Consider the following 229-nt stretch of genomic DNA (forward strand, 5'->3'; position numbering starts at 1 on the left):
TCGGGCGCGCGTGGTGCTGAACCTGCGCCAGGCCTCGAACTACCAGGCCCGGCTGGATGGCAATGCGCTGGTGATCGCGCTGGGCTCAGAGAAGACGGCGCAGGCGGCTGGCCAGCCGGTTCACTTCGCGCAAAGCCTGAATACGTCGCCGCAGGCCTTGCGTGACATCGACTTCCGCCGTGGTGCCGAGGGCACCGGGCGGGTCATCGTCAACCTGCCGAGCAACCAG

1 pseudogene is annotated in these 229 nt (G+C 68.1%); it reads left to right on the plus strand.

What is annotated here, in order from left to right:
• A pseudogene (locus tag KVT38_RS34455) lies at nucleotides 1-229 on the plus strand (hypothetical protein); the annotation flags it as partial.

The organism is Cohnella sp. GbtcB17 (genome assembly GCF_019091135.1).
Classification (GTDB): Bacteria; Bacillota; Bacilli; order Paenibacillales; family Paenibacillaceae; genus Cohnella.